The 20127-nt window shown below is 71.6% G+C and carries 15 protein-coding genes; 9 read left to right on the top strand and 6 right to left on the bottom strand.

Annotated elements, in window-relative coordinates; translation table 11 throughout:
• The first annotated feature begins 60 nt into the window (after nt 1-60).
• Nucleotides 61-813, top strand: coding sequence for a DUF427 domain-containing protein (locus VFB40_RS09440; RefSeq protein WP_324848999.1), 753 nt, complete (start codon nt 61-63; stop codon nt 811-813).
• A gap of 105 nt (nt 814-918) precedes the next feature.
• Here VFB40_RS09440 and VFB40_RS09435 read toward each other — a convergent pair whose 3' ends face one another.
• Nucleotides 919-4218 (bottom strand): sacsin N-terminal ATP-binding-like domain-containing protein, encoded by a 3300-nt coding sequence (locus tag VFB40_RS09435; RefSeq protein WP_324848997.1) that lies wholly within the window; start codon nt 4216-4218, stop codon nt 919-921.
• A gap of 269 nt (nt 4219-4487) precedes the next feature.
• Between VFB40_RS09435 and VFB40_RS09430 the strand changes: the two genes are divergently transcribed.
• The 5 genes from VFB40_RS09430 (at nt 4488) to VFB40_RS09410 (ending at nt 9755) form a co-directional block, all read left to right on the top strand.
• Complete coding sequence (locus VFB40_RS09430) at nt 4488-6344, top strand: hypothetical protein (protein WP_324848995.1); 1857 nt, start codon at nt 4488-4490, stop codon at nt 6342-6344.
• A gap of 124 nt (nt 6345-6468) precedes the next feature.
• Complete coding sequence (locus VFB40_RS09425) at nt 6469-7104, top strand: hypothetical protein (protein WP_324848993.1); 636 nt, start codon at nt 6469-6471, stop codon at nt 7102-7104.
• Nucleotides 7105-7248: 144 nt separating this feature from the next.
• The gene (locus VFB40_RS09420; RefSeq protein ID WP_324848991.1) at nt 7249-8043 is read left to right on the top strand and encodes an SAM-dependent methyltransferase; all 795 of its coding nucleotides are present in this window, start codon (nt 7249-7251) and stop codon (nt 8041-8043) included.
• A gap of 128 nt (nt 8044-8171) precedes the next feature.
• A complete protein-coding gene (locus tag VFB40_RS09415; protein WP_324848989.1) occupies nt 8172-8789 on the top strand; it encodes a hypothetical protein in 618 nt (205 codons plus the stop codon).
• A 15-nt stretch (nt 8790-8804) separates the two neighbouring features.
• Entirely contained in the window at nt 8805-9755 is a 951-nt protein-coding gene (locus VFB40_RS09410) for a hypothetical protein (RefSeq protein ID WP_324848987.1), read from the top strand.
• Nucleotides 9756-9917: 162 nt separating this feature from the next.
• On the opposite strand, the gene VFB40_RS09405 is transcribed toward VFB40_RS09410, so the two are convergent.
• Nucleotides 9918-11672, bottom strand: coding sequence for a rhamnogalacturonan lyase B N-terminal domain-containing protein (locus tag VFB40_RS09405; protein ID WP_324848985.1), 1755 nt, complete (start codon nt 11670-11672; stop codon nt 9918-9920).
• 250 nt (nt 11673-11922) lie between these two features.
• Between VFB40_RS09405 and VFB40_RS09400 the strand changes: the two genes are divergently transcribed.
• Nucleotides 11923-13038 (top strand): Rv2578c family radical SAM protein, encoded by a 1116-nt coding sequence (locus VFB40_RS09400; protein WP_324848983.1) that lies wholly within the window; start codon nt 11923-11925, stop codon nt 13036-13038.
• Nucleotides 13039-13083: 45 nt separating this feature from the next.
• Here the strand turns inward: VFB40_RS09400 and VFB40_RS09395 are convergent, their stop codons facing one another.
• Nucleotides 13084-13440 (bottom strand): hypothetical protein, encoded by a 357-nt coding sequence (locus VFB40_RS09395; protein WP_324848981.1) that lies wholly within the window; start codon nt 13438-13440, stop codon nt 13084-13086.
• 136 nt (nt 13441-13576) lie between these two features.
• On the opposite strand from VFB40_RS09395, the gene VFB40_RS09390 reads away from it, so the two are divergent.
• Together VFB40_RS09390 and nfi are read left to right on the top strand one after the other, a co-directional pair.
• Nucleotides 13577-16468: a DUF7824 domain-containing protein gene (locus VFB40_RS09390; RefSeq protein WP_324848979.1), complete on the top strand. Its 2892-nt coding sequence runs from the start codon at nt 13577-13579 to the stop codon at nt 16466-16468.
• A 6-nt stretch (nt 16469-16474) separates the two neighbouring features.
• Nucleotides 16475-17200, top strand: coding sequence for a deoxyribonuclease V (gene nfi, locus VFB40_RS09385; protein ID WP_324848977.1), 726 nt, complete (start codon nt 16475-16477; stop codon nt 17198-17200).
• Here nfi and VFB40_RS09380 read toward each other — a convergent pair.
• The 3 genes from VFB40_RS09380 to VFB40_RS09370 all read right to left on the bottom strand — a co-directional run.
• A complete protein-coding gene (locus VFB40_RS09380; RefSeq protein WP_349261411.1) occupies nt 17151-17561 on the bottom strand; it encodes a VOC family protein in 411 nt (136 codons plus the stop codon). The genes nfi and VFB40_RS09380 overlap by 50 nt on opposite strands.
• 76 nt (nt 17562-17637) lie before the next feature.
• On the bottom strand, nt 17638-18831 hold the full coding sequence (locus VFB40_RS09375) for a helix-turn-helix domain-containing protein (RefSeq protein WP_324848973.1): 1194 nt from the start codon (nt 18829-18831) through the stop codon (nt 17638-17640).
• Between the two features lie 318 nt (nt 18832-19149).
• Nucleotides 19150-20127: YncE family protein (locus VFB40_RS09370; protein ID WP_324848971.1), on the bottom strand; the 978-nt coding region annotated here is incomplete at its 5' end.

Raw genomic sequence — 20127 nt, 5'->3', positions numbered from 1 at the left:
GCGGTGGCTCGCTGAGGGGAGGGAGTGGTTGGCAGCGCAGCGAGCAGAGGAGATGGCGAGATGAGCCAGGACAACCGCGGGCGGGTGCGGGTCGAGGAGGGGCGCAAGCGGGTGCGCGTCTACCTGGGCGGCGCGCTGGTGGCGGACACGACGCGTCCCCGGCTGGTCTGGGAGGCGCCGTACTACCCGACGTACTACCTGCCGGCCGAGGACGTGCGGGCGAAGCTGGAGCCGACCGGGCGGACTGAGCGGTCGCCGAGCCGGGGTGAGGCGCAGCTGTACGACGTGGTGGCCGACGGGGCACGCGCTGAGGGTGCGGCGCGGCGGTATCCCGACTCGCCGCTGGAGGCACTGCGCGGGCTGGTGCGGCTCGACTTCGCCGCGATGGGCGAGTGGTTCGAGGAGGACGAGCCGATCTACGTGCACCCGCGCGATCCGTACACGCGCGTGGATATCCTCGCCAGTTCGCGGCACATCCGGGTGGAGATCGACGGCGTAACGGTCGCGGACAGCCACCAGCCGCGCATCCTCTTCGAGACGGGGCTGCCGCCGCGCTACTACCTGCCGTTCACCGACATCCGCATGGACTTGCTGCGGCCGTCGTCGACGCAGACGCACTGCCCGTACAAGGGCACGGCTGAGTACTGGTCGGTGGATACCGGCACGGCTGTGCATGAGGACGTGGTGTGGTTCTATCGCACGCCGCTGCCGGAATCGCAGAAGATCGCGGGGTTGGCATCTTTTTACAATGAAAAGGTGGATGTCTATGTGGACGGGGCGTTGGAGGAGCGGCCACGAACGCACTTCAGTTGAGGTGAAGGGGTGGGGTGGGGGTAAGGCGAGCAGCTGAGTTGGTGGCAAAAGGCGCGGTCTGCGGGCGGGGGATTGAGACGGGCCCGCAGACCCCACCGGGGAGGGTTACTCGAAGAAGGCTTCGGCGGCGAGTTCGTCGGCGCGCTCCGGTTCGGCGAGCAGGGCGGCGATCAGGTGCCTGCGATCCCACCGGCCGGCAGCCCAGGCCAGGGCGCGTGCGAGGCCGTCGAACGTGGAGGCGTGCACCTCGCCGTCTATGACGCGCCAGTCGGTCTCGATCTCGTCGTCGAGGATGAGCTCCTCGTGTTCGAGGTAGGTCTCGGGAGCGTCGGGCAGCAGGTCCAGCACCACGTCCGGGACGTCTTGGCGTTCGCCTTCGGAGGTGACCCGGCCCGTCACCAACTCGGACGCCAGGTTGAGGTCGAGCAGGTCAGCCAGCCGCTCCGCGGTGCGCGGCGGGACCGGTAGGTACGGCCGGTCGCCGAGGAGGGGCAGCAGATCGGGGGCGTCGATGACCGCGACGTCTGCCGCGTCGGCGAGCACCGGACGGCCATCGTCGGTCGCGGAGCGGCCGTCGAGGAACGCGCGGAGTACGGAGGGCGGGGCGACGCGGTTCTCGGGGACGTCGGCGAGGGTGTTGTAGAGGTCTACGAGCTGGGCGCCGCTGACGTGACGGGTCGGGTCGGCGAGCCGGTCGAGCAGTTCGTCGGGGCCGCCGGGGGCGTCGAGCAGCGCGTCGAGGGTCGTGCGGACGCCGAGGCCGATCAGGAAATCGGAGGGGAGGCGAAGGGCGTCGGGGTGGTGTTTGAGGTCGGGGTGAGGGTCCGGGTGGTGGTCGGACGGGGCGGTCGGGTGGGGGTCGGCCTGCGGTGCGGCGGCGGTGTCGGTGATCTCGTCGTAGAGGCCGCGCAGCAGGCCGCCGCCTGTGGCGAGGTCCGCGGGGCAGCGGCCGTCGAGGACGGGGTTCCGGCTGAGCCACCAGGACGTGTACGAGGGCACGCGCAGCGATCCGCCGTCGCCGGTCAGCACTCTGATCGGCTGGGTGATCGCGGCGCGCAGTGCCGGGCCGGCGAGCAGGTCGAGCGCGGCGGACCAGCGGCCCGGGGCGACCAGGTCCAGGTCGCGCACGGCGATCAGCTCGGGGGCGACCGGAGGCGTGTCGCGAAGGTCGGCCGGCAGGAGGTCGCGCAGGTCGTCGAGCCAGTCGTCGAAGCCGTCCAGCTCCAGCAGCTCGCGGTCGACGGCGTCCGGGTCGAGCAGCACGTCGGTGACGCGAACGAGCGTGAACGTGTCGAGGACGCCGACCGCGCGCAGGGTCTCGGCTCCCCAGCGGCGGACCCATTCGGCGTGGACTCGGCCGAACGCCGTCGGTTCGACGATCTCGGCGAGCGGGGAGCCGGGCAGCAGCAGTTCGCGGGCCGGAGTGTAGGAGCCTTGATCGTCCAGGAGAAGGAGGGCGTCGAGGCCGAAGCGCTCGTCAGGGCGCGGTTCGGCGGCACGCACGAGCGTGAGCACCGCCTCGGCGATCGCGCCGGGGTGGACGAGGTTTTCGGGGTCGGCCTGCGGTAGGTCGTCGCGGGCGGCGGCGATCGCGGCGTGCAGTGCAGGGTAGGCGAGGACGGCACGCGGCTGGGCCGGCTGGGCGCCTAGTCGTTCGAGCAGCGCGTATGCGCCGGGGCCGAGTGCGGCGGGGTGCACGATCCGCAGGCCGAGAGGGCGCAGCGCGTCGAGCCGCACTTCGTCGAGTCCGGCGGTGCCGTAAAGAGCCGAGCCTGACGAGGTGTCACCCGGCAGCAGCGTGCCGGCCGCGCCGCGCACGGTGCGGCCGTCGGCGAGCGGCACCGGCAGCGCGGTCAACGCCTCGCGGGCGCCGGGGTCGTATCCGGCCAGGCCGTCGAGCGCCGCGTAGAGGCGGCCCCACCAGGAGGGGTCGCGGCGCAGCGCGGCGAGGATCTCGACCAGTTCGGCCAGGTCCAGCCTGCGCACGCGCAGCGCGGTCAGCGCGATGGTGTCGCGCTCCCAGCCCGCGGGCAGCAGACCGGGGATCACGTCCGCGACCGCGGCGACCAGCGCTTCATCGCAGGGCACGATGACGGTGGCGTCCTTCGGGCGCAGCAGTTCGCGGCCGCCGTCGGCCGCGGGCAGGCACGGCGTCTCCGGCAGCCGGCGCGAGATGCGTTCGCGCAGTGCCGCGTCGAGCGCGCCCTCGGCGACCGGACCGGGCACCAGGCGCAGCAGGCCGGGCGTGCGGGCCGGCCACTGCGCGAACAGGTCGGCGTAGGCTGCGGCGGCCTGGTCGAGCAGATAGTCCGTCAGATCGCCGGGGGCGACGTGCCGGCGCGTGGGATCCAGCGGGAACGAGGCGATCAGCAGCGCGGGCAGGCCGAGCGGTTCGTCGGTGGGGGTGGGGGCGTGCACGACGGGGATGGTTTGGGGGCGGTGGGGCTCGACCGCGCCGCTCTCTAATGCGCCGCTCGCTTCAGAACTGATGGGGACGGCCCAGGTCACGGACCAGTAGGGGCGGGCACGTTCCTCGACCGGCCGGTGCGCCAGCAGCAGCGGGTCCAGCGGACCGTGCGCGCGGGCGAGCCGCCAGCGGGTGGTGCGGGCGCCGTCGCCGATGATCCACTCGTGGTCGCCGCCGCGCCGGGAGGTGAGCGTGCGGGTCGTGTCGTCGACCTCGACGACGATCTCGGCCAGCTGCGGGAGGGCGAGCAGCAGCGCGTCGTCTATCTCGGTCAGCAGCCTGCGCACGAGTTCCTCGGCGGCGCTGTCGCGCAGCGGGAGGACGACCGCGGTGTCGTAGCCCTGCGGCGGCTGGCCGTCGGTCGGGTACGGCAGGCGCAGCACCGGGATGCGGCCCTCGCGGCGGCGCAGCTCGAGCCCGAGTTCGGGGCTGCGGACGGAGATGTCCTCGACGGCGGCGCGCGCGTCGGCGTTGGAGAAGCGGACGGAGCCGTGCCGGGAGAGCACCGCCGGCTCGTCGCTGACCGCGAGCACGGCGGCGAACCCGACGCCGAAGCGGCCGACGGTTCCGCCGGAGGTGGGCACGTCGTCGGTCGCGGGGTCGCTGCCCGGGTCCCATTCGTCGCGCTTGGACGAGGCGCGCAGGGTGGAGAGGCTGACCACTCCGGCGGCGTCGAGCGGGCTGCCGGTGTTGGCGACCACGAGCGTGGCCGGACCGCCGGGCGGCTGCCGCAGGGTGATGCGCAGGCGGCCGGTGCGCCCGGCCCGGGTCGCGGCGTCGGCGGCGTTCTGGGCCAGCTCGATGACGACGCGGTCCCGGTACGCGCCGAGGACCAGGTCCTCCTCGAGGTTCGCGTCCTCGCGGAAGCGCACCGGGGCGGCCGCCCAGGCGTCGAGCACCCGGCCGCGGATCGCGGCCGTATCGAACCGGTCGGTCACGGCCTGGCTCTCTTTCGTGGGCTGACATGCGCGGCCGGACGGCCGTGTCCGACAGGTTACCGTTCCCGCCGCCCCGGATTGATCGAGCGCGCGGCTCGCGGAGTCTCAGCCGTGTGCCGGTTCATCAGTGGTTATGCGTATCGCGTAGATAGAGGCCGCGGGTATTGACCCGGTCCGGGCGCGGCCGTACTCTTCCGGTGCATTACAGCGTTAGGAAACTTGACTAACTAGCGCCTTCAGCTGTTCCGACTACCCACCGGAGAGCGGCCGTGCCTGTGCGGAGAAGTGCTGCCTGGACAGGCCCGGCCCGCGAAGGCGCGGCGAGGCGGCCCGTAACCGCCCGCACCGCGATCGGTGCCGTCCTCGCCGCCGCCGTGCTGGTCTGTGGTGCGCTCGCGCTGCGCTGGGGGCTCGCGGCCGCCTCCGTGCCCGGGCCGGGAGGTGAGCCCGGCCCGGGCACGGAGGCGGCCGCCGCGGGTTCGCCACGGCTGCACGGCGCGGACCCGCTGGCCCGCACCCGGATCGATCTCAAGCCCGGGCCGGCGGACGCCGTCCTGACCGCGCGCGGGGATCTGACCAGGCTGGGCTTGGATTCGGCCGAGCCTGAGCTGAGCCCGGCGCTGTTGAAGTCAGGCCGGTTCGGCAAGCGCGCGTCGCTGCCCGTGGACGGGAAGATCTACGCGCAACCGCTGTTCGTACCCTCATTCACTATCGACGGCGCACGGCACGACGTGGTGATCGTGGCGACCGAGCACGACAGCGTGTACGCGTTCGATGCGGATCAGACGGCTTCCTCAGCCGGGGCGTTGTGGCACGTCTCGCTGTTGACGCCTGGGGGGCGTACGTTCCAGGCGGCGGCTGATCGCGTAGCCAAGAACCGGCTGTGCGACTCGATCACGCCCGAGGTCGGGATCACGAGCACACCGGTGATCGACTGGTCGACGCAGACCCTTTACGTCATGGCCCTGGACGTGGAGCAGGGTGCCTTGACCTACCGCCTGCACGCCCTGGATCTGGCCACCGGACGCGACAAGCAGCCCTCTGCGATCGTCGGTGCGTCAGTTCCCGGACAAGGGCTCGACGCGCACAACGGGACCGTGGCCTTCGCCGCGACCGAGGAGCAGCAGCGGATGGCGCTGACCGAGGTGCGCGGCGTGATCTACGCGGGCTTCGCCTCGTGGTGCGGCTGGAATCCGTACCACGGCTGGGTGCTCGGCTACTCGGCCGCGTCGCTCGCGCGGCTCGTGGTGTACAACACCAGCCCGGACCAGTGGGGCGCGGGTCTGTGGGAGTCCCAGGCCGGCATCTCCGCCGACGGTCACGGTCACCTCTTCCTGGTCACCGGGAACGGCCCGTTCGACCTGGACAGCGGCGGCGCGGACGTCGGCGACTCGGTGCTGGAGATGACAGTCCAGGACGGCACGCTGCGCATCGTGGACTCCTTCACGCCGTTCGACCAGCTGTGCCGGGTGCGCCACGACCAGGACCTCGGCTCGGGCTCGCCGCTGATGGTGCCCGGCCATGACGAGCTGGTGCTCTCCTCGAAGACCGGCGCGGTGTATCTGCTCTCTGAGTCAAGCCTCGGCGGCTACCACAGCGTCGCGAACCCCTGTGCGACGGTTGCTCGGGCACGCACCGACGTCGATCGGATCAAGCAGGAACTGACCGTCAACACCGTGCCCGGCGGAATGTGGGGAACCTGGGCGTTCTGGTCGACGGCCACGGTATCGGGCTCCGGCGAGGCAACTGACTTCGTGTACGGAAGCGGCGCGCAGGGCCGGCTGACGCAATGGCGGCTCGCGCGGGACGGAACGATCGTGCCGCAGCCGGTCGCCCAGGCCCCGCTCCCCTATGACCATCCCGGCGCGATTCCGGTCGTCAGCAGCAACGGGACGAAGCCCGGCAGCGGCGTCGTGTGGACTGTCGACCAGACGCACGGCGCGGTGCTGCGGGCGTTCGACGCGTCGAACATCGCGACGCCGCTGTGGGACAGCGCCCGCGACCCGTCCCGCGACGGCCTGCTGCCCGGCGAATTCGACCACTTCACCGTCCCGACCACGGCGCACGGGATGGTGTTCGTCGGTGACCAGAACCACCTGGAGATCTACGGCGCCCTGCACAGCTGACCCTCCGGGGGCGCCGGTCTGAGGACCCTTATTCACAGAGGAAGGAGGAGCGGCAGAGCCGGCGGCGCACGGCGAGAGGAACCACCTACCCACGCAGGTTTCCCTTCTCAGTCGGGAGGACCCCATGCGGCTGACCAGAACGCGCCTCTGGGCGCTGATCGGCGGGCTGCTCACCCTCGCGCTGGCCGGATTCGGCCTGTTCGCGTCCGCGACCTCGGCCCAGGCCGGCACCACGCGCAACTTCCTGGTCACCCTCTACGGGTGGCCGGACAACTCCCCGCCCGGGAACGACATCGCGTACCCGGCGAGCGACGGCAACCCGACCATCCACGACGCGGCCGGCGGCACCGGCACCTATTCGGATCCGATCACCTACGCGACCGACAAGGCGGAACTGCCGATCGGGACCAAGGTGTACTACCCCTACCTGCACCGTTACTTCATCATGGAGGACGACTGCGTCGAGTGCGACCAGGACTGGACGGGTCAGGGCCCTGACGGCGGCCCGAATCTGTACCACATCGACCTGTGGATCGGCGGCGAGGGCGGCAACTCCAGCGACGTCATCAACTGCGAGGACAACCTCACCCAGAACTCGGCCTCGGTGATCGTCAACCCGCCGAGCGACGAGCCGGTGGACACCACCCCGCTGTTCGACTCCTCCGACAACTCCTGCTACGACCCGTCCAGCTTCAACGGCGGCGGCGGAGGTAGTGGCGGCGGGAGTGGCGGCTCCAACCAGCAGTGGTCCTGGAGCTGACCGGCGTCCACGCCACGCCACAGCGACCTCGGGCGCGCCGGCCCGCGCTAACCGGCGCGCCCGAGCTTCATGCACGTGTGCGAAGATGCGAATCCTCTGCGAAGGCAGAGATCGTCAGTACAGCGACGGATCATGGAGCAACGCATGAACGACCGCGGTCTACCGGCATCCGAGATCGACACCGGACGGCCGCATCCGGCGCGCATGTACGACTACTGGCTGGGCGGCCGGGACAACTACGAGGTCGATCGCGACGCGGCCGAGCGGGCCCTGGCCACCTCGCCGCGGATCCGCGACGCGATCCAGGGCAACCGGGCGTTCATGCGCCGCGCGGTGCGAGCCGTCGTCGAGGGCGGCGTGCGGCAGATCATCGACATCGGCACGGGCATCCCGACCTCACCGAACACGCACGAGGTCGCGCAAGCCATCGCACCGGAGACGCGCGTCGCGTACATCGACAACGACCCGATCGTCGGCGTTCACGCCCAAGCGCGGCTCATGGACGCGGAGGGCACCGGCTTCGCGCTCGCGGATCTTCGCGACCCGGCGGCTGTGCTCGAGAACCCGATCGTCAAGTCGCTGATCGACTTCGACCAGCCGGTGGCCGTGCTGCTGATCGCCGTACTGCACTTCGTCACCGATCTGGAGGAGCCGGCACGGATCGTCGGCACGTTGCGCGACGCACTCCCCTCGGGAAGCTGGCTGGCGCTCACGCACGGCACCGGCGACAACGCGGTTTACGACACGACCGAAGCCGTGGCGGTGTACCGCAACGCCACCGCGACGCTGAACCTGCGCCCGCGTCAGCAGGTGCTCGGCTTCTTCGACGGGTTCGAGCTGGTGGAGCCGGGGCTGGTGACCATCTCCGAGTGGCGGCCGGACCCGGACGCGCAGATCACCAAGTTCGGGATCTTCGCCGGGGTCGGGCGCAAGCCGTAGCCCTCGGTGCCCAAGCGATCGCGCCCGGTAGCGGATTGGGGCGCCATCGGCGCGCATTGAAGTGCACGTACGTTTGATTCGCCGCGCACGGGTATCCGCTTCCTCGGCCTTCCGAGGAGGAGAATCTGATGAGCGGCACTATCATCCTCGCCATCGTCCTCGCGGTCATCGTGGTGCTCGGCGCGGCGGTGCTGATCCTGCGCACCGGCACCCGCGACCGCGGTCACGACCTGCGCCGCAGGTTCGGCCCTGAATACGACAGGGTCGCGGCGCGGCACGGCGACCAGGCGGCGGCCGAGCAGGAGCTGGCCGAGCGGGTGCGCGAGCACGACGCGCTGAAGCTGCGGCCCCTCGCCCAGGACGAGCGCGAGCGGTACGAGCGCACGTGGAACAGCGTGCAGGAGCGATTCATCGAGGACCCGCGCGGTGCGACGCAGCAGGCCGACCAAGTGATCAGCGGTCTGCTCACCGCGATCGGCTACCCGTCCGACGACCGCGAGAAGCAGTTGGAGCTTGCCTCCGTGGATCACGCCTACGCCCTGGGCGACTACCGCCAGGCGCGTGAACTGGCCCAGCGCGGCCTGAACGGCGACGGATTCGCCGCTCGGCGCGAGACCGGTGCCGCGGACGGCGCCGTGGACTCGTCGACCGAGGCGTTGCGCCAGGCGCTGCTGCACTACCGCGTGATGTTCAACGATCTGCTCGGCCACGCCGGTGCCGAGCGCGCCCACGCCGGTCAACGTTGATCGAAGGGGAACACGATGCCGATATTCAAGTCTGAGAGCGCGTCACAGAGCACTGAGCGCGACGGCGAACTCGAGCAGGAGCGAGCCGAGGAGGAACGGGCCGGGCACGAGGGTTCGTTCGGATACGGATACGAGGACGGGCGCGAGCCGGACCCAGACCTCGAAGGCGCCGAGGCCGCGCCGCAGCAGACCACGACCGGCGCCGTCAATCGCGACCTGAGGGCGCGGGACGCCGAGCGCGAAGACGGGGCTGTACGCGATGAGGCCATGGATGACGGTGCCGCGGAAGACGAGGCCTTGGGAGAGCGGGAGCCCGAGGGCGAGGATGAATCGCGGGCGACCACACTTTCCACGGCCGAGCCCGGCGCGACGATGAGTCACGACGGGACGATCGGCCATGGCGGGGCGATCGGCCATGGCGGGGCGGAGCCGGACGAGATCGAGCACAGCGGGTTCCACGGCGGCGAGATGGACTCCCGTCCGGCCGGCCAGGACTTCGCGGCGGATCGCGACGAGGAGCTGAGCGACGACTCGATGTCCGGCGACGCGGTGCAGACGCAGCCGCAGAGCACGCCGATGCAGCCGGCGATGGTGCCGGAGGCCGTGATAGCCGGGTCACCGGCCACGCCGCCAGCCACCCCGGCCGCTGCGACCACCCCGAGCAGCCCGACCGCACAGTCGCCACTGGCGACCGACCCCGGCCCCGTGCTGGCCCCCGAGACCTCGCTGGACTTCCGCGAGCGGTGGCACGGCATCCAGGCCGAGTTCATCGACGACCCGCGCCGCGCCGTGGAGGACGCCGACCGCCTGGTGGCCGACGTGGCCCGCGCGTTCGCCGCCAGCGTCGAGGAGCGCCGCCGCGGCCTGACCTCGGGCTGGGAGCACGACGGACACGGCGAGACCGAGGAACTGCGGCTCGCGATGCGCCAGTACCGCGCGCTGGTGGACCACATCCTGCAGGACTGAATCCACGCACCACTCCCCCACCCCCGGTCGGCGCCCACCGCCGCCGGTTCGAGCCCCACGTCGAACCGGCGGCCGGCGCCGACCGGGTCGTGCTTTCTACTTTCGCTTTCTGCTGACACGCTTTCTACTGGAGCAACTCAACGTGCTGCGGCAGACGTCGCGTCAGTACATTTCGACGCAGTCGTAGCTGTAGCCGGGGCTGAGGTATCCGCCGTAGCCGGCCGTGCCGCTGATCACGTTGATGGTCATCCGGTTCGTCCCGGACACGAAGGCGCTGGCCGGCACGTTGTACGTGTACAGCGCGTTGTTGCCGCGGTAGGTGCCGATGGTCAGGCTGCGCGAGCTGGGCTGGCTGGACGCGGAGGGCGCGGGCGAGGTCCAGTTGTTCACCGTGATCTGCGGGCGGCCGCCGTCATAGGCGGCAGTGATGCCGATGCGCACGGTGCGTGCGGCGATCTGGCTGGAGCTCAGGTTGAACACGACCGTGGTCGGGTTGTTCGAGTCCTTCCACTGGTACGCCGGGAAGTCGCCGGCCTGGCTGGAGCCGACGGTGTAGGTCACCGGTCCCCAGCTGGCGTTGCGCGTGTCCGAGGGGTGCATCAGGCTCAGGTTGCCGAAGTTCTTGAACCCTGAGGGCGTGCCGTCCCAGGTGCCGATGCGGAAAATCGGCGCGGACGGCGTGTTCCAGGTCGAGGCGAGGTTCTGCCCGGTGGTCGTCGCGCCGGCGGTGACCGTGACGCTGCGGGCGGCGACGGCGAGTTCGCCCTGGTACAGCGTCTGCGTGTACGTCCCCGGCTTCATCGCCGGGCTGGAGAAGTCCCCGGTCGAGGCGTTGGGCGCGGCCCAGTACTGCGCGGTGGAGTTCGCCCAGCCCACCAGCGGGGTCGATCCGGCGGTGAGGCCCGAGGCCTTTCCGACGACGTATCCGCGTCCTGAGGCCGAGACCGTTCCGGCAAAGCCGAAGTTGTACATGAAGCTCAGGTCGGGCGCCGAGGGCGTTGATCCGTTCGTGACCAGCAGCGCGTAGGGGCCGTAGAGGACGTTGAGCCGCTGCGGCTCGGTGTCGTTGTGGCCGGAGAACAGGTAGTTGTAGACCTGGATCGAGTCGGAGGTGCCCTGCTGCTCGATGTCGCGGAAGAACGGGCCGCCGCTGCTGGACTCGCGGTTGCCGAAGTCCATGAAGACCCCGACGCCGTTGCCGGTCACCCCGCGCACGGTCAGGTTCCGCGCCTGCCTGTTGCCGTAGTACTTCGACCTGGTCTGGCCGTTGACCAGGTAGATGTCGCTGGACTCGATCGCGGTGCCGCCCTTGACGTCGGAATAGACCGAGATGTTCGGCAGCACGGCCCGGTTCAGCGACTGGATCCAGCGCAGCTCGCCGGCCGCGGCGGAGTCGACGTAGGTCGCCATGTAGACGTTGTTCACGCCGTTCTGCACGACGAGGTAGTGGTGGATGGTGCCACTGCCGTAGAAGTTGGTCGCGCTCTCGGTGAGCACGATGTAGTTGCCGCTCTGGTAGGCGCTCACGCTGGCGCCGGTGCCGAGCCCCGACTCGACGTTCGACGGACGGCTCGGGGAGGTGAGCTCGACGCCGTTGTACACGAACGAGGTCATGTCCCCGTTCGACTGGCGGATCTTGAAGGTCAGGCCCGCGCCGGTGCTCACCGTGTAGTAACCGCCGCTGCTGCCGTACCCGAACCCGGTCGCGGCCTGCGCGCTGGGCATCGCCAGCAGCTGGTCCGCGCCCGCCGCGCCAAGGCCGAGCGCCACCGCGCCGGCTCCCGCGCGGCCGAGGAACTGGCGGCGGCTCGGGCCGGCCGGCGGGCGCATGCCGGCGGCGTCGCGCGGGCGCGCACTGTGTGCACCGTGCGGACCATACGCGCCGCGCGGACCGGGTGACGATTGCGGATCGGACATGACGACTCCTCGTCGCAATCTGAGCGAATGTGTACGTGCCCGGCGGGTTTTGGCACCGTAGTTTCGAAGGCTGCGGGCGGCAACGCGCCGCGGCGCGGACGCCGGGGGCCGCGAGCGGCAAACCGCAGTTCAGCGGGGACAAATCTTGAACTATCAGGCTGAAAGTTACCGATCCCGGACCGGCCGCGGCCCGCGGCGGACCATGGCGAAGCGTTGACATCGATTCGAACGTGAGTTCTATACTCGGGACATGCGATGGTCCGGCCAGCTCGTGGAGGCGGTGTCCGATAGTGGCGCGCGAGAAGGCCAGCTGGAGCTGTTCGGCGGCGCGGTTGCACGCACGTTCGATACGCCGGAGTTTCGCGGCATGACCTTCTACGAGGTGCACGCCAAGTCGGTGCTCAATCGGGTACCGGGCGAAATGCCGTGGTTCAGCTGGACGATCAATCCCTACCGCGGATGCACGCATGCATGCGTGTACTGCTTCGCCCGCAACACTCACACGTATCTGGACCTGGACGCGGGCCGCGACTTCGACTCGAAGATCGTGGTGAAGGTCAACGCGCCGCAGGTGCTGCGCCGCGAGCTGGCGCGGCCGTCCTGGCAGCGCGAGCACGTGGCGATGGGCACCAACGTGGACTGCTATCAGCGCGCTGAGGGCCGCTACCGGATGATGCCGCAGATCATCGCGGCGCTGGCCGCGTCGGACACGCCGTTCTCGATCCTGACCAAAGGCACGCTGATCCTGCGCGATCTCGCCGCCCTCGAGGAGGCGGCGCAGCGGGTGCCGGTCGGCCTCAGCTTCTCGATCGGGTTCACCGACGAGCAGCTGTGGCGGTCGGTCGAGCCCGGCACGCCGAGCCCGCTGCGGCGGCTGGAGGCGGTGCGCAAGCTGAACGAATCAGGGCTCGGCTGCGGGGTGCTGATGGCGCCGATCCTGCCGTACCTGACCGACTCCCCCTCGCGGCTGCGGGCGACGGTGGCGGCGGTCGCGCAGGCGGGGGCGCGATCCATCTCCCCGATCGTGCTGCATCTGCGCCCGGGCGCCCGCGAGTGGTACCTGTCGTGGCTGGCGGCGAACCACCCGGGGCTGGTCGACCGCTACCGGGCGCTGTATCGCGGCGGCTCGTACGCGGATAAGCGCTATCAGCGGCGGATCACGGAGCAGGTCGCGGGTTACGCGCGTCAGCTAGGCATCGGCCGCGACAGCGCGGGCGGACACCGTCAGAGCACGCCGACGGCTCGCGAGGACACGACTGCACGCGGCGGCGCGACCGCGAGTCGGACCGGCGAAGGACGCGGGCGCGACGCGCTCCCCGACGCCCCGTCTCCTCCCCCGGCCCCAGAGCAGCTGCGCCTCTTGTGACGCCACGCCATTTCTCTCTACGCGCCGGTGCAGCCGGCGACCCGTTCAGCGATGCCGGCGGCCGAAGGCGTGGGCCATGTTCACCAGCGCGATGCCTCCCCAGGCCACCGCGATCGCGAACACGTTGCCGTGGCTGGTGCCCGCCACGATGCCGGTGACCGGGATGCCCGCGATGAGCGAGGCCGTGGCGATCCAGCGCGAGTCGTTGCCGCCGCCGCGGGCCTCGTGCTGGCGCGGCGCGGGAGCCGGCGGGTTGCGCGCGGCGTCCATCCGTGCGGCGATCTCCCGTTCGACCCGGTCGGCCAGGGAGGCCGCGATCGCGTCCTCGTACTCCGGGCCGAGCTCGCGGCGCGCGGCGAGGGCGGCGGCGATCTCTTCCGGCGTCAGGTCGGCGGTTGTCATGCGTGCAATGTAGCGCGATATAGCGCGTTTAAGCAGCGGGGGCTGGCACCCTGGTTCCATCCGTCCGGGTTCTGACAGGCGTCGTGCGGCGCCGGGTGCGATGCCGGTCGGGGCATCAGGCACTAGAGTCGTCATTATGGCGTGGGGAGCGGCTGAGGCGCGGACGTTCGGCGAGAGCGCCGCCCGCGTCGAGTGGTCCGAACTGAGGGCGCTGATCGCCGGGCGGGTGCCTGAAAGAGTCCTGCGGCGACTGGCCTATACGCCCGCCGACGAGCTCGCCCACCTGCGGCCTCATCTCAAGGCTCTGCGAACGCAGCTGCGGACGGCGCTGAAGACCACCGACCGCGCCGCACACGACGAGGCGTACGCGCAGCTCGCGCCGCTGTACCTGGCCGGCGTGCTGTGCTCGGCCGATCCGGCCGAGGCGCTGGACTGGCTGACCAGCCCGGTGCTGCGGGACGCGGCCTGGCAGCGCCCTGACGGCAGCTCCCGCGAGCCGAGCATGCGCAGGGTCCTGCTTTCGCTGCTGCTCGACCACCGGGACGGCGCGTGGCAGCGCGATCTGGCCGGGCGGCTCGCGCAGTGGCTGCCCGCGGCCGGGGATCCGCGCCGCTGGGCGCTGACGGACGGCCTGGCCGCGTGGTCCGGCGCGAAGCCGCCGCTCACCGACGGCTACGTCCTCGGGTGGGTGCTGCGGGGCTCCTCGGTCAGCCGCGACCACGCGCGCGGCCGGCTCGACGTGCGCGAGTGGTTCGCCGAGCTGGGCTGGCGGCCGCCGGTGCGGCATCACGCGACGCTGCTGGACTGGCTGCGCGCGCAGCCGCGGTTGACGGAGATCGTGCCACGCCTGTTCGAGGTCGCCGAAGTCGGCACGCACCTCGACGACGCAGAGCCCGAAGACGCGGGCGGCGGCGAGAAGCGACCGGCTGACGCGGCGCCCGATCAGAGCCGCGCCCCGGAGAACGAGTGGGCCGGCGCACTGGCGACGCTCGCGGCCGAGGGCGTGCTGGATCGCGGCGAACTGCTGGACCTGTGCCTGGCCAAGCTGCTGCGCGGGGACCGGCCCGGCAACCTGCGCGGCTTCGTGCTGCTCGCCGAGCGACTCGCTCCGCGCGCCGACGAGGTCTCGGCCCGGCTGGCCACCTTCGTCGCGCTGGCCGGGCGCGGGGCGGGACCGTCGGCCCGGTTGGCGCAGGGCGCGCTGCGCGACTTGGACGCCGCCGGGCGTCTGGGCTCTGTCACGCTCGCCGAGGTGTCGAAGACGGTGCTCGGCCGGCCGGAGCGCAACCTGGTCACCACCCAGCTGTCCTGGGTCGAGGCGGCGGTGCGCCGGGACCGCGGCTGCGCGCCCGAGCTGCTGAACGCGGTCTCGGCCGCCTTCGCGCACCCGGCCGTGCCCGTGCAGGAGCGGGCGCTGCGGATCGTTGTCAGGTATCTGAAACACCTCGACGCCGACGAGGTCGCGCAACTGCACGACGCCGCGCTGAAGCTGGACGCCGTGCTGCGCGACGAGGCGCTGCGCGTTCTCGGCGGCGACCCGGACGGCACCGGGTCCTCCTCGCAGACTTCTCCCAGGCTGCTGCCCGCTTACCAGCCGCTCGCCGCGCCGGAACCGGTGCGCTCCACCTGGGAACTGGTGGAGCTGCTCGGCTCGGTGCTCGCGGACGGGGCCGCGCAGGCGAGCGCGCAGGACATCGAGCGGATTCTGGACGGCGCGGTGGCCGAGTACGACCGCGACGCCCTCGCCCTGGCCGAGGCGCTTGCCCCGCTCGCGGCCCGGTTCCCGGCGACCGGTCTCGATCCGTGGGAGCAGCGCGGACTCGCGGGCGCGCTGCGGTGCCTGCTCTACGCGCTGCTCGGCGAGGACCGGCGGGCGGTTGTCGTCATGGACGAGCTGTACGGCGTCAGCCAGTCCGGTTCGGTCGCGCCGGACCGGGCGGTGCTCTATCGCGTGTACGAGCTCGTAGAAAACCTCGGCAGGGTGCGGATTCCGGGCCTGCTGGCCACGCCGACCCACGGCGACGGCTCGATCGATCCCGAGGTGCTGCGGTTCCGTCTCGACCGCTACGAACGCTCAAGCGCCGCGCCGCTGCCCTGCGACCTGGAGCAGGCGCTGCTTCGGGTTCCCGTGGAGGACGCGCAGACGCTCCTGGCCTCCAGCGCGCTGCTGGCGACCCCGGCCGGCAAGGAGCTGGCCGCGCTGTTCGCCTGGGGCGAGGGCGCGCTGCCGTTCTTCGAACGCTTCGTCATCCGCCGGTCCGGCGCCGCCCAGGACGGCCCGGCGGGCACGCGCACCGGGGTCGTGCAAGTACCGCGGATCGCGCCGCGGTTCTCGGCCTTCCACGAACTGATCGGCGCCGTCGACCGCCAGCCCTCCCCGGTCACGGTCCTCGCCCGCATTCCCGATCCGGACGACGTGAACCTGTTCGCGTGGAACGGATCCAGCACGCACGCCGCGCTCTGGCCCTCGCTGCTTCCGTTCCACCCGGAGGTCGTCGCCGCGCACGCGATCCCGGTGCTTTATCAGCAGGCGAACGACACCGCGCGGGATCGCAATGCCCTGCTTCCGGTGCTCGCCGGGACAGCCGGCTGGCCGGGACCGGTGACGCATCTGGCGCTGGCCTACGGGCTGGCCGCCGGCCGGCCGGAGAACCGCGCGGCGGCCGTGGAGGCGATGGTCACCTTCGCCGCGCGCACGCTGCTGGACGCCAGGGCGCTGGGCGCGCTGTGCGGCGAGCTGTGGGCGAGCCGGATGATCAAGCCGAACCGGCTCGTGCACGCGCTCGACGGCGCCGCGCAGGCGGGCGCGCGCCGCGAGGTGTTCAGCGTGGCCGCCGCGGCGCTGCCGGCGCTGACGTCGCAGCCCTCTGTCAGAGGCCTGGCCGACCTTCTGGTCCTGGCCGCGGACTGCGCGCGGGTGGCGGATCTGCGCGAGGAGATCCCGGAACTGGGCGCGTTGATCGCCTTGGAGAAGCCGAGCCGGGTCGCCACCGAGGCGCGGCGGCTGCGCCGCATACTCGGCCGCTGATGCGCTGTGCTTGACGAGGCGGCGGCCCGAGCGGAGCAGGAGCGCCTGCGCCCGCTGGTGCGCGCGGAGGGTGTCACAGCGGACGAGGTGCGCCTGATCGCCGGAGTCGACGTGGCGTACGCGAAAGACGAGAGCGTCGTCGCGGGCGCCGCGGTCGTACTGGATGCGGCCACGCGGCAGGTGGTCGACAGCGCTTCGGCGATACGCCCGGTGGAATTCCCGTACATACCCGGTTTGCTGGCGTTTCGCGAGATCCCCGCGCTACTCGACGCGCTCGCCGCACTGAGCCAGCAGCCTGACGTAATCGTGTGCGACGGCTACGGCGTCGCACACCCGCGCCGCTTCGGCCTGGCCTGCCACCTCGGCGTGATCACGGACCTGCCGGCCTTCGGCGTGGCCAAGACCGCGTTCATCGGCGAATACACGCAGCCCGGTCCGGAGCGCGGCGCGTGGTCGTACCTGACGGACCGCGACGAGGTGATCGGCCGGGTACTGCGCACCCAGCGGGAGACCAAACCGGTGTTCGTCTCGACAGGTCACCGCATCGGCCTCGATGCAGCCGCGCAGTTGACGCTCGCACTCGCCGCCGACTACCGGCTGCCGGAGACCACGCGCCAGGCCGACCGGCTCTCCAGGCAAGTCCTGTCGGAGCATCACCCGGCCGGCGCAGGCGGCTGGGCGCCTACTGGGCAACGAACAGGCAGAACGGGTGCCCGACAGGATCGAGCATGACCCGCACGTCGTCCTGCGGCTGGTGGTCGGCGAGCCTCGCGCCGCTGCGCTCTGCCCAGGCAACAGCCGCGGCAAGGTCGTCAACGGCGATGTCGATGTGCGTCTGAAGCTGCTGCTGACCCTCGACGGATGGCCACACCGGCGGGACGTATTCGGCTTCGTATTCGAAGTTGAGCGTCGGTCCTGGCTGCCCCTCGGCGGGCCGGATCTGCGCCCATCCGTCGTTGGGCGGGAAGCCCGGGCGCGGACCTTCGGAACTGGTCACCGGCACGCCGAGCAGACGGCTGTAGAACGCAGCGAGCTCGCGGGGGTCAGGCGCCGCGATGCTCACCGAGGTCACTCGCAAGGTTGGCTGCCCCATGGACCGACCATATCCGTCGCGCCGGCGGCGGGCCCGCGACGAGGCGCCACAACGGCCCGAAAGGCGTGCCGGGCCGCTACTCCAGCCACGCGCGCAGCGCCCACCACCACCGCACCGAATGTTCCAGTGTGTCGCCGGGCTCGGGCGCCTCGTCGAAGTCGGTGAGCGCGCCGAAGCGGCGCAGCCGGTGCTTGACCGTGTTCGGGTGCACGTGCAGGGCCGCGGCTGTGCTCTCGACCCGCCGGCCGTGTTCCAGATAGGCCAGCGCGGTCTCGGCCAGGAGCCGGTGGAACTGCTCGGCCGGATCCAGCCGGGCGAGGCGCTGCTCGGCGAGGAACTGGCCGATCCGCGGCTGCGCGTGCACCGCCGCCGGGACCGCCATGTCGGTCACTGATCGCAGGCCTCGAAGTCCCTTCGCGCGTGCCGCGGCCATCGCCGCCGCGGCCGCCCGGTACGCATCAGCGAGCTGCGTTATTCGCACCGCCGGCGTTGCGATCACGAGCAGGTCCCCGACGCGCTCGGGCGGGGGGAGCCGCGGCGTGGCCGAGCAGAGCTGGCCGTCGACGAAGCCTGACACTCCCCCGCCGGAGACGAGCACGGCTTCGGTGGGCGCGGCGCGGTGCGGATCGGTGATGTCCGCGATCAGGCAGTGGTAGCGCAGACCGGGTTCCAGCAAGGCCTCGGGCGGCGCGGCGGTCGGCTCGCCGAGCAGCAGCTCGCGCAGTGCCCGCGCGCGCGCCGAGTAGCCGCTGCGGCCGAGTTCCTCCTCCCGCACCCGGTAGGCGTCGATCAGGCGGTTGCGCAGCTCGTGGCTGTACGCGTCGAGTTCGCCGAGCGCGTCGAACAGCTCCTCGGTCGCGTGTGCGGCACGCGCCTCGTCGATCAGCCGGGAGAGGGCGTAGACACGGCCGGCCTGGAAGCCGTCGAGCAGCGCGGCGAGCGGCACGCCCTGGATCGCGCGGTCGAAGGCGAGGCGGTCGGCCACGGCGGCGCTCGGCCCGAGTTCGCCCTCGCCCGCTCCGGCCCCGGCCCCGCCTCCAGACACCGGGCCTTCCTCGGCGCCGCTGTGCGCGGCCGGGCTGTGCGCGAAGGCGCTGGCGACCACGTCAAGCAGCGCGGCCACGTGCCGCCGGACCTGGTGCTCGGGCAGCCGTCCGACGAGAGGCGACTGGCGGCGCACCGCGGCGACCGCGCCGTCCAGCGTGGCCGGATCGGCGCGCATCTTCTCGATCAGGATCCGCACGACCGGCCTGCCCGCCGACTCGCCCACGCGCCGTGCCTCCTCCGAAGCCGCGGCGCCGCGCGCGGGCGCGGCGCTCGATGACCACTAGGAGAAGAACTCTGGCACAACAGGGCGAACTTGGCGTCAATCCGGGCCCGGCCGTGCGGGAACGCACCATGTCGCGGCGGTCGCGCGCGGTGCGCGGACAGCGCGAACGCCGCGCTCCGTCCGGGTCGGCGGACGAAGCGCGGCGTTCACGGACCGGGCCGGGGCCGCGCCCCGGCGGGCTGGAATCGCCCAGCCCGCCGAGGCGCCAGAGCTGCACCTGGCTCCCGAGGGAGCTTCGTCCCCGGCCCGGGGTCCCGGTCAGCCCGCCGAGCTGGAGAGCCCGGCGAGGGCGGCGTCGGTGACCTGCGCGAGCCGGCCGCGCTGCGGGAAGTTGCCCACCGGGATGCGGGTGACCTCCTGGCCGGTGGCGTAGCTGATCACGGAGACCGCGTTGCCCGCGCTCAGCGGAACGAAGCAGTAGTTGCCGTCCACGCTGGTGGCGGCCCAGTACGGGATGCTGCCGGTCGGGTAGGTGACGGTGGCCTGCGTGGTCAGCGTCGAGACGTCCACGATCTTCGCGTAGTCGTCGATGGTGCCGACGTCGCACAGCTTGGTTCCGTCGCCGGACAGCGCGATGCCGTGGTGCGCGGAGTTCTGCGGGTAGCTGTCAGGGCTCTCCGACGCCGCGTTGGCGCTGAACGGCTGGTTGACCGTGGTGATGGTGGTGCTGGTGTTCAGGTCGTACTTGATGAAGCCGTTGAGGTAGGACAGGTCGGCGTACATCGTGGTGCCGTCCGGCGCGATCACGAACGGGCGCAGCCCGTACGGGAAGGTCCAGGTCTTGACGACCTTCAGGGTACTGGCGTCGACCTTCTCCAGCTGCAGCGCGCCCTTGAGCCCGTTGAGCGCCTTGGGCAGCAGCGTGACGCCGATGCTCTCGTTGTAGATGTACTTGCCGTCGGCGGTGTAGTTGTTCTGGTGCGGGTAGCTGCCGGTCGGGAAGGTGCCGACCAGCGCGCCGGTGGCCGCGTTGTAGACCTCAGCCTCGGTGGAGGTGGTCGCGGAGACCACGACGCGGGTGCCGTCCGGCGAGAGCGCCATGTGGTCGGCGTGGATGCCGTCGACCGGGGAGCGCCACAGCATCTGATGCGTCGCCAGGTCGAAGGCGGCCACGTCGTCGAGGTTGGCCCGCGAGACGTACAGCGTGGTGCCGTCCGGCGAGACGGTCATGTCGTCGACGTAACGGGTTCCGCCGACGGCCGGGTCGACGGTCGCCTCGTCGGCGTTGGCCAGCTG

Source organism: Actinocrinis sp. (genome assembly GCF_035650855.1).
Lineage (GTDB): Bacteria > Actinomycetota > Actinomycetes > Streptomycetales > Catenulisporaceae > Actinocrinis.
Note: the sequence above shows the minus strand (reverse complement) of the source record. Positions and strands in the feature narration are given on the sequence as shown.